This is a genomic window from Escherichia sp. E14S1, from assembly GCF_004211995.1.
In the GTDB taxonomy this organism is placed as follows: Bacteria; Pseudomonadota; Gammaproteobacteria; order Enterobacterales; family Enterobacteriaceae; genus Escherichia.
On the sequence record NZ_RHJQ01000017.1, the window covers coordinates 94,460 to 101,919 of the forward strand.

Below are 7,460 nucleotides of genomic sequence, written 5' to 3' on the forward strand. Positions count from 1 at the left end.
ATGGCAACGTCAGCACCAATGGATGTTTTGCGGGATCTGGCCGAAAAGAAACTCAATGACACCACGGTGCGACTGGGGCGTGCGCGCCAGTCGCATGAGAATGAAGTCTCACGTTTACAACAATTACAGACATACGAATCTGAATATCGTCGCCAACTGCAAAACACCATTGCCGATAAGGGGATGTCAGTGTCTACGCTCCAGTCATGGCAAAGTTTTATTGGTGCGCTGGAAAAGGTCGTTTTGCAGCAGGTAAACCAGGTGAACAACAGCCAACAGATTGTCGATGCCTCGCTCAGTGACTGGCAAAAAGATCGTCAGCGGTTAAACGCATTTGAAACATTAAAAAGCCGGGCCGAAGCCCAGCGTATATTGAAAGAAAACCGACAGGAACAAAAAATGATGGATGAATTTGCCCGCCGCGCCAGCCAGAGGGGAAAATAAAATGCAGGTAATTTCTTTACCTATGAATACTGGCAATCTGGGGCATGGACACGCTGTAACGCAGAATGACACAGACACGTCATCATTTGCCGCAGAACTCGACAGCAAACTGCTTCCTGGCGCCATCCCGAAGCCTCATCTTCCGTCGGAAGGGACAGTAAATCTGTTACCGAACGAGGAAGAAAAAGGGAAAGGATCGCCTGAAGGGGAGCACTCTGGTGTCATGGATAATCTGTTTTACCTGCTTCCGGCGCAAAGTACACCATTACCAGAAACAGGTATAAACCAGGAAATGACAGCGTCACCGATGTTTGAAGGCAATGGACTGGTTACCGCCCTGAAAAATACGTCGGTGTCGCCTGAAAATGTGGCGTCCCAAACGGAAAAGGGGAGTTCCGATGTTAGTTTGCCTGAAACTGAACTTTTAGCGGAACAGAATGGGGATGAAGTACAAAATAATGCTTTCGATACCAGCCATTCGCAAACGTTGAATAAAGCCGTTGCCTATTCAGAGTTTGCGGGGAAAGTCGGTAAACCGGTTGCTCATCCATCTTCATCGCTGCCATTAAAACCCGATTCCTTGCATCTTGAGTCGGCCACCAATACCGGTCATACACTGCCTCAGTCATCGGAACAATTGGCAACGTCTCTGGATTCGGCGGTGGCGAATCAACCGACGGAACAGATGCCTGTACAACATCAGGAAAGTCATACAGCGGATGCTTTTCATATCCCAACCATTGGGGATATGAGCATTCAAATCCGTGAGCCTGTGGGGGTATCCCCATCTGCGCAGCCCTCTGTATTGACAGCGTCTGTGGGGACTACGGAATGGCAGCAGAATTTGAGTCAGCAGTTGGCTTGCTTTACTCGTGAAGGGATTCATCATGCGGAGCTGAGATTGCACCCGGAAGATCTTGGTAGTCTGCATATTAGTCTGCGGATAAATAATGATCAGGTGCAGCTTCATTTTGCCGCAGCCGACCATCAGGTTCGCGCTGCGCTTGAAACGGCGATGCCTCATTTACGAAACTCCCTTGCAGAATCAGGGATCTCTCTTGGGCAAACCAATGTTGCTGCGGACTCCAGACCTTCGTGGGAGAACGGTTCGCAAAATCAGACAGCAGAACAGGATATGCAATCCGATGATGGTGTGGAAAGCGTACCGGATGAACCAGGCGTAATTCTGCATACGATCAGTCGTTCCGGCGGAATAAATACTTTTGTCTGATAAATTTATTTTGTTATTTATCTGAAAGCCCGGTTCCCGGGCTTTGTTGTTTTATTATGGTGGTATTTTTTCCGGGTTTAAACTTGCTTCTTTGCGGGCTGTTGATATCGATCCTGATCTTTAATTATATTAAAATTCAACTGGTTATAAATCTCACGTAGGTGGTGTTTTTTTATCATTTCTGCAACATTCATTTTCATTAAGGATGCAGGCAAACGTTTACAATGTTGTCTGAAGTCAAATCTATCTATCAATTTAATGCCAGCAGCGACATTTTTTTGCCGGATTATTAATACCAGGTTATGTAATAGAATACAGCACCTGTCCCGGGTGTAACGGGGTGCAAATTACTGAGTATATTTTTGTGATGTCAAAAAAGAATCTGGATACCACTCAGAGTGGCAAAAAAAGCAAAGGTCGCATAGCGCTGACCGTCCTGGCATTTGTTTTTGCCAGCGCATGTTTTGGTTATACCTGGACAGAACTGGAGAGTTTAAAGAACAATGTTAAAAAAGGCACAATAGAGCAGGAAATTGAAGAAATAGAGGAAACGTTTGAAATACCTATTTATACACCTTTGGATACGTTTACTGTCAGTCTGAAGCCTGGTGTCGATGGAACAGAACATGTTCTGTATGTTGGATTGACGCTGCGTCTGAAAGATCCTCGCTCCCAGGAATTGTTAAAACGTTTCCTGCCAGAAATTCGTAGCCGCCTTGTTATGCTATTTTCACAGCAGACGATGGAGGAGTTGAGCACACGCGAAGGTAAACAGCAACTGGTTCATCAAGTTGAAAAAGAACTGGCAAGTCCACTATCCGGGAAACAGACGGTTAAAGTTACCGATGTTTTATTTAACATCTTTATTTTACGGTAATCGCTATGTCTGACAATATTTTGTCACAGGATGAGGTGGATAGTCTTCTGAATGGCGATGGTAACGGCGCATCTGAAAACACTCTATCTGCCATGGCTCCTGAGGATGGTATCCGTCCTTACGATCCGGTGACGCAACGACGCGTTGTTCATGAACGACTCAGCACGCTGGAATTCATTAATGAACGTTTTGCCCGCCAGTTTCGTGTCGGAGCGTTCAACGTGTTGCACCGCAGTCTGGACGTCACTACCGGTAATATTCGGGTACAGCCTTATCATGAATTTGCGCGTAACTTGCCTGTGATGACCAATCTTAATTTGATTCATCTGTCACCTTTGCGCGGGACGGCACTGTTCGTCTTTTCTCCCAATATGGTGTTTATGTTGGTGGAAAATTTATTTGGCGGTGACGGACGTTTTAAAACAAAAGCGGATGGGCGGGAGTTTACCCCCACTGAACAACGTATTATTCAGCGTATATTGTCAATTGCTCTGGAGTCTTATGACTTTGCCTGGAGTACGGTTTATGGTCTTAAAACAGAATATATTCGCTCAGAAATGCAGGTGAAATTCACCAATATTACGTCGTCACCGAATGATATTGTGATTACTACACCGTTTTATATCGAACTGGGTTCAGAGTGCGTCCAGATGGATATCTGCATCCCTTTCAACGTTATTGAGCCAATACGTTCTTTGCTTACCAGTCCACCACAGGAAAACGCCTGGCAGGAAGATCAAAACTGGCGTAATACGCTGGCTTCACAGGTCAGAAATACGGAACTGGAACTGGTGGTGAATTTATCCGACGTCCAGATGCGACTGTCACAAATTATGAGCCTGAAGCAACACGATGTTTTGCCGTTAGATAAACCTGAAATCGCTGAAGCTTATGTTGATGGCGTACGGGTACTGTCCGGGAAATATGGCAGTGCAAGCAATCAGTACGCCTTGCAGGTAGAAGAACTTTTTAATACAGCATTAGCACCTTTTTCTAAGGAGAGCTCGCATGAGCAAGAATGAACAGGCGGGCACTACCTCTACTCCCGCAGATACGGCCTGGGCAGACGCACTGGAAGAACAGCGCGAATCCGCAGGAACGACGGGCGTGATGGACGGGGCGAAAGCTATTGCCTCTGACCTGAATCTGGTTATGGATATTCCGGTCAGAATGACGGTAGAACTTGGCAGAACCCGTATGACCATCAAGGAACTTCTGGCACTGAGCCAGGGGTCTGTGGTTGCGCTGGAAGGTCTGGCAGGTGAACCTCTGGATATTTTGATTAATGGTTATCTTATTGCACAGGGAGAAGTGGTTGTGGTGTCGGATAAATTCGGTATTCGTATTACCGATATTATTACGCCATCTGAACGTATTTATCGCCTGAGCAGATAATGATCAATAGTACTCATACAGTTTTACCCACCGCTTCAACAACCAGCATGTCGTCGGTATGGATGCATACCGGCGGTATCCTCTGCCTGATAATATTCGGGTTACTTCTTTTACTCTGGTATTTACGTCGTTCTGGCGGTATTTCAGGGAAAAAAAATGGCCGCAATGCGCTGTTAAATATTAAATTCAGCCAGTCTCTGGGGCCGCGTGAACGCCTGGTTCTTGTGGAAGTGGGAAATCAATGGTTACTGCTTGGCGTGACGGCAGAAAAGATCTCCTGTCTGAGCGCCATCGACAAAAAAACGGTCGAAGAAAATTTTGCGGCTGTTGATCAACCGCAGTCCCGTAGCTCGCTGGTTGACTGTTTTCAGACAGTGCTGGCAAACAGTCTGCGGGGGCGTTATGGCAAGTCACAATAAAATAAAACCATCATGGCGGGTAATGTCGATTATCTGTGGCCTGTTGGTCATGGTGTTTGGCATCGGATTGCCTGTACATAGCGCATTCGCTGCCAATAGCGACATTCTGTTAACTCGCCCGGCGGGTGGGGAAGGCTGGTCTTTACCGGTACAGACGCTGGTCCTGCTGACATCGCTGACCTTTCTACCCGCTATTTTGCTGATGATGACCGGTTTTACACGCATCATCATTGTGTTGGGATTGCTGCGTAACGCGTTGGGAACGTCATCAACACCACCAAACCAGGTGCTGTTAGGTCTGGCGCTGTTCCTCACTTTTTATGTCATGTCGCCCGTGTTTAATAAAATCTATGACGACGCATGGATGCCTTTAAGTCAGGATAAAATCACCGCTCAGGTCGCCATCGATAAAGGTATTCAGCCGCTGCGGGAATTTATGTTGCAACAAACGCGTCAGGATGATCTGGCGTTGTATACCCGCATCGCTCATCAGCAAAACTTCGCCGGACCGGAAGATGTACCGTTAAGTCTGCTGGTTCCGGCGTTTGTCACCAGTGAACTGAAAACAGGTTTCCAGATTGGCTTTACCATCTTTATACCGTTTTTGATTATCGACCTTGTGGTCGCCAGTGTTTTGATGGCGCTGGGGATGATGATGGTGCCGCCAGCGACAATCTCATTACCTTTTAAATTGATGCTGTTTGTTCTGGTCGACGGCTGGCAGTTGTTGATTGGTTCACTGGCTCAAAGTTTTTTTAGCTGACGAGGAAAAGAGATGACAGAAGAACAAGTCATGGCGATGGGATTCCAGGCCATTAAAGTCGGTCTGATGATTGCCGCGCCGTTATTGCTGGCGTCTCTGGTTGCCGGGTTGGTTATCAGCATTCTTCAGGCGTCCACGCAAATAAACGAGATGACATTGTCTTTTATTCCCAAGATCCTTCTGATTGTGGTGGTCATTATTGCTCTTGGTCCCTGGATGTTAAGCGTTATGCTTGATTATATGCACGGGTTGTTTAACAGCCTGCCTTATCTGATTCGCTAGTTATGCTCACTCTGTCTCTGGCTGATCTCTACCTGCATATCGGTCAGTATTTCTTCCCGTTTTTGCGTATTCTGGCTCTTTTTACGTCAGCGCCGATCTTTAATGACAAATCGATCAACAAAAAGGTCAAAATTGCACTGTCGGCACTGATAGCCTTTCAGATAGCCCCCATATTGCCTGACAGCAATATTCGTATTGTTTCGTATGAGGGATTTCTGACGGGAGCGGGGCAGCTCATTATTGGCCTTATCACCGGGTTGATCATTCAGTTGATTTTTGTGGCTGTCCGCCACGCTGGCGAACTTATCGGCCTGCAGATGGGACTTTCATTTGCCACCTTCTATGACCGGGCCGGTGGACAGAATATGCCTGTGGTCGCCCGCTTTCTGAATTTACTGGCTACGCTGATCTTTTTAATCGCCAACGGACATCTTTACCTTCTGGAGATTATCGCCCGCAGCTTTGATATTTTGCCCGTTGTGGCTACGTTACCCAATGCGTCTGCTTATCTGGCTTTTGTAAAACTGGCGGGGCTTATTTTCAGTAGCGGTTTGATACTGGCGTTACCTATTGTGGCGTTACTGCTCTGTATTAACCTGACACTTGGTATTATTAACCGTCTGACGCCGCAACTTTCTGTTTTTGTGATCGGTTTCCCTATTTCACTTAGCGTTGGATTGCTGGCGCTATCGCTGATGATGTACTCCTTTGGCCCACTTTTTGAAAACCTGATGGCCACCATTTTTGACAATCTTCTGCAAATTATGGCCGCGATGAGATAGCCCTGCCTCGCAGCCGTTGTGAACCCAAAAAACGCGTCAGTATTTCTGCCTTAAAATTTTGTCGTTTTCCGTGCGGATTTCCCCTCTGATATACAGTTCACAGAATTGCCGGTAGGAACTCAGCCCTAATTTTTTTAGCGCGCCGCGTCTGATCTGATACAGCGTCGGTTCCGGTATTTTCATGCATCGGGACATTTCCGCTATTGACTCTCCGGCAAGGGGAAGCACCAGACAAATCCATTCTTTCAGGGAAAAACCATAACGTTCGTCCCGGTAGCGATTAATCGTATGCATGGGGCGAAATGTTTTACCCCGTAACCAGGTCTGGAAGTTGCGCTGAAAAAGACCGGAGTGCAGGTTATGGGAGTTAAAAAAAGTGACCTTACCTGCAAACTTGCGCGAGATGTAATGTGTCAGATAGGAGTTATAACGACTGACCAGCACGCCAACGCGTTTACGACTGTTAATCTGGATAAGAAAATCAACGGCTTCTTTGAATATTCGTAGCGATTCCGTCCCTGACATATCAAGCACTAACATAATGGTCAGCGTATCATCCAGGCCGATAGTGACCTGCTCAATTCGATGGATAAATGACAGGTTAATGTGGTTGTTGGAGAAAAGATTCTTCATCCCAAATGTGAAATACTCACACAGGGCCATGACAAATACAGGTGGTGTAGAATTAGTACAGCTTTCCATTAGTGCGCGGTCCTCGCGTATTTTCCTGATTACTTAGTTGACGTTGTTCGTCAGCATTTAAAATAAAAGGTTACTTTTTGGGGTATCTGACAAATTTAACATCCTTAGTGGTAAGTATAATACACCACATTAAGTAAATCCTGATTAGGATAATTCGATGCGGAATATAATTATAGTTTAATACTAAGGTCTGGTGATTATTAGTCAGGAGTCAAAGGAGTGCGGCAATGTTTGAGCGTTCGTTTATACTATGATTTATATTTCACCCAACGCGTTCATGCATAATTATTTTCCCCTGATTTATTTGCAGTCAGTGTTCTTATCAGAAAAATCACAATCCTGGTTATTAATCGACTACGCGCTGACGAAGAAAATTGTGGGTGTTTAATTATAAAAAAACCAGCCCAGGAGGAAGAACTGGGCTGGTTGGGGGGGCACGAGGCAGAATCATTCTGCCGTGGGGGTGCACATTAACGCAGAAGCTGCAGAACGTTCTGCGGAACCTGGTTGGCCTGTGCCAGAACAGAAGTACCGGCAGACTGCAGGATGTTAGCGCGGCTCAGAG

The 7,460-nt window shown here is 46.3% G+C and carries 11 protein-coding genes; 9 read left to right on the forward strand and 2 right to left on the reverse strand.

Annotated features, from left to right (window positions below; genetic code table 11):
• The 9 genes from fliJ (at nt 1) to fliR (ending at nt 6,193) form a co-directional block, all read left to right on the forward strand.
• On the forward strand, nt 1–444 hold the full coding sequence (gene fliJ, locus D9734_RS18615; protein ID WP_130209625.1) for a flagellar export protein FliJ: 444 nt from the start codon (nt 1–3) through the stop codon (nt 442–444).
• A gap of 22 nt (nt 445–466) precedes the next feature.
• Entirely contained in the window at nt 467–1,675 is a 1,209-nt protein-coding gene (locus tag D9734_RS18620; RefSeq protein ID WP_165383295.1) for a flagellar hook-length control protein FliK, read from the forward strand.
• Nucleotides 1,676–2,015: 340 nt separating this feature from the next.
• Nucleotides 2,016–2,552, forward strand: a complete 537-nt coding sequence (fliL, locus tag D9734_RS18625; protein ID WP_240725568.1) for a flagellar basal body-associated protein FliL — start codon at nt 2,016–2,018, stop codon at nt 2,550–2,552.
• Nucleotides 2,553–2,557: 5 nt separating this feature from the next.
• Complete coding sequence (gene fliM / locus D9734_RS18630; protein ID WP_130209629.1) at nt 2,558–3,574, forward strand: flagellar motor switch protein FliM; 1,017 nt, start codon at nt 2,558–2,560, stop codon at nt 3,572–3,574.
• A complete protein-coding gene (fliN, locus tag D9734_RS18635; RefSeq protein ID WP_130209631.1) occupies nt 3,561–3,947 on the forward strand; it encodes a flagellar motor switch protein FliN in 387 nt (128 codons plus the stop codon). Before fliM ends, fliN begins: the two co-directional genes overlap by 14 nt.
• Entirely contained in the window at nt 3,947–4,366 is a 420-nt protein-coding gene (fliO, locus tag D9734_RS18640) for a flagellar biosynthetic protein FliO (protein ID WP_130209633.1), read from the forward strand. The genes fliN and fliO overlap by 1 nt, the downstream gene beginning before the upstream one ends.
• 49 nt (nt 4,367–4,415) lie before the next feature.
• Nucleotides 4,416–5,129 (forward strand): flagellar type III secretion system pore protein FliP, encoded by a 714-nt coding sequence (gene fliP / locus D9734_RS18645; RefSeq protein ID WP_130209659.1) that lies wholly within the window; start codon nt 4,416–4,418, stop codon nt 5,127–5,129.
• Between the two features lie 12 nt (nt 5,130–5,141).
• Complete coding sequence (gene fliQ, locus D9734_RS18650) at nt 5,142–5,411, forward strand: flagellar biosynthesis protein FliQ (RefSeq protein ID WP_130209635.1); 270 nt, start codon at nt 5,142–5,144, stop codon at nt 5,409–5,411.
• Nucleotides 5,412–5,413: 2 nt separating this feature from the next.
• Complete coding sequence (fliR, locus tag D9734_RS18655) at nt 5,414–6,193, forward strand: flagellar biosynthetic protein FliR (RefSeq protein ID WP_130209637.1); 780 nt, start codon at nt 5,414–5,416, stop codon at nt 6,191–6,193.
• A gap of 36 nt (nt 6,194–6,229) precedes the next feature.
• On the opposite strand, the gene D9734_RS18660 is transcribed toward fliR, so the two are convergent.
• Nucleotides 6,230–6,895 carry a hypothetical protein gene (locus tag D9734_RS18660; RefSeq protein ID WP_130209639.1) on the reverse strand — a complete coding sequence of 222 codons (666 nt, stop codon included), beginning with the start codon at nt 6,893–6,895 and terminating at the stop codon, nt 6,230–6,232.
• Between the two features lie 470 nt (nt 6,896–7,365).
• On the reverse strand, nt 7,366–7,460 hold a 95-nt coding region (locus D9734_RS18665), incomplete at its 5' end, for a flagellin (protein WP_130209641.1).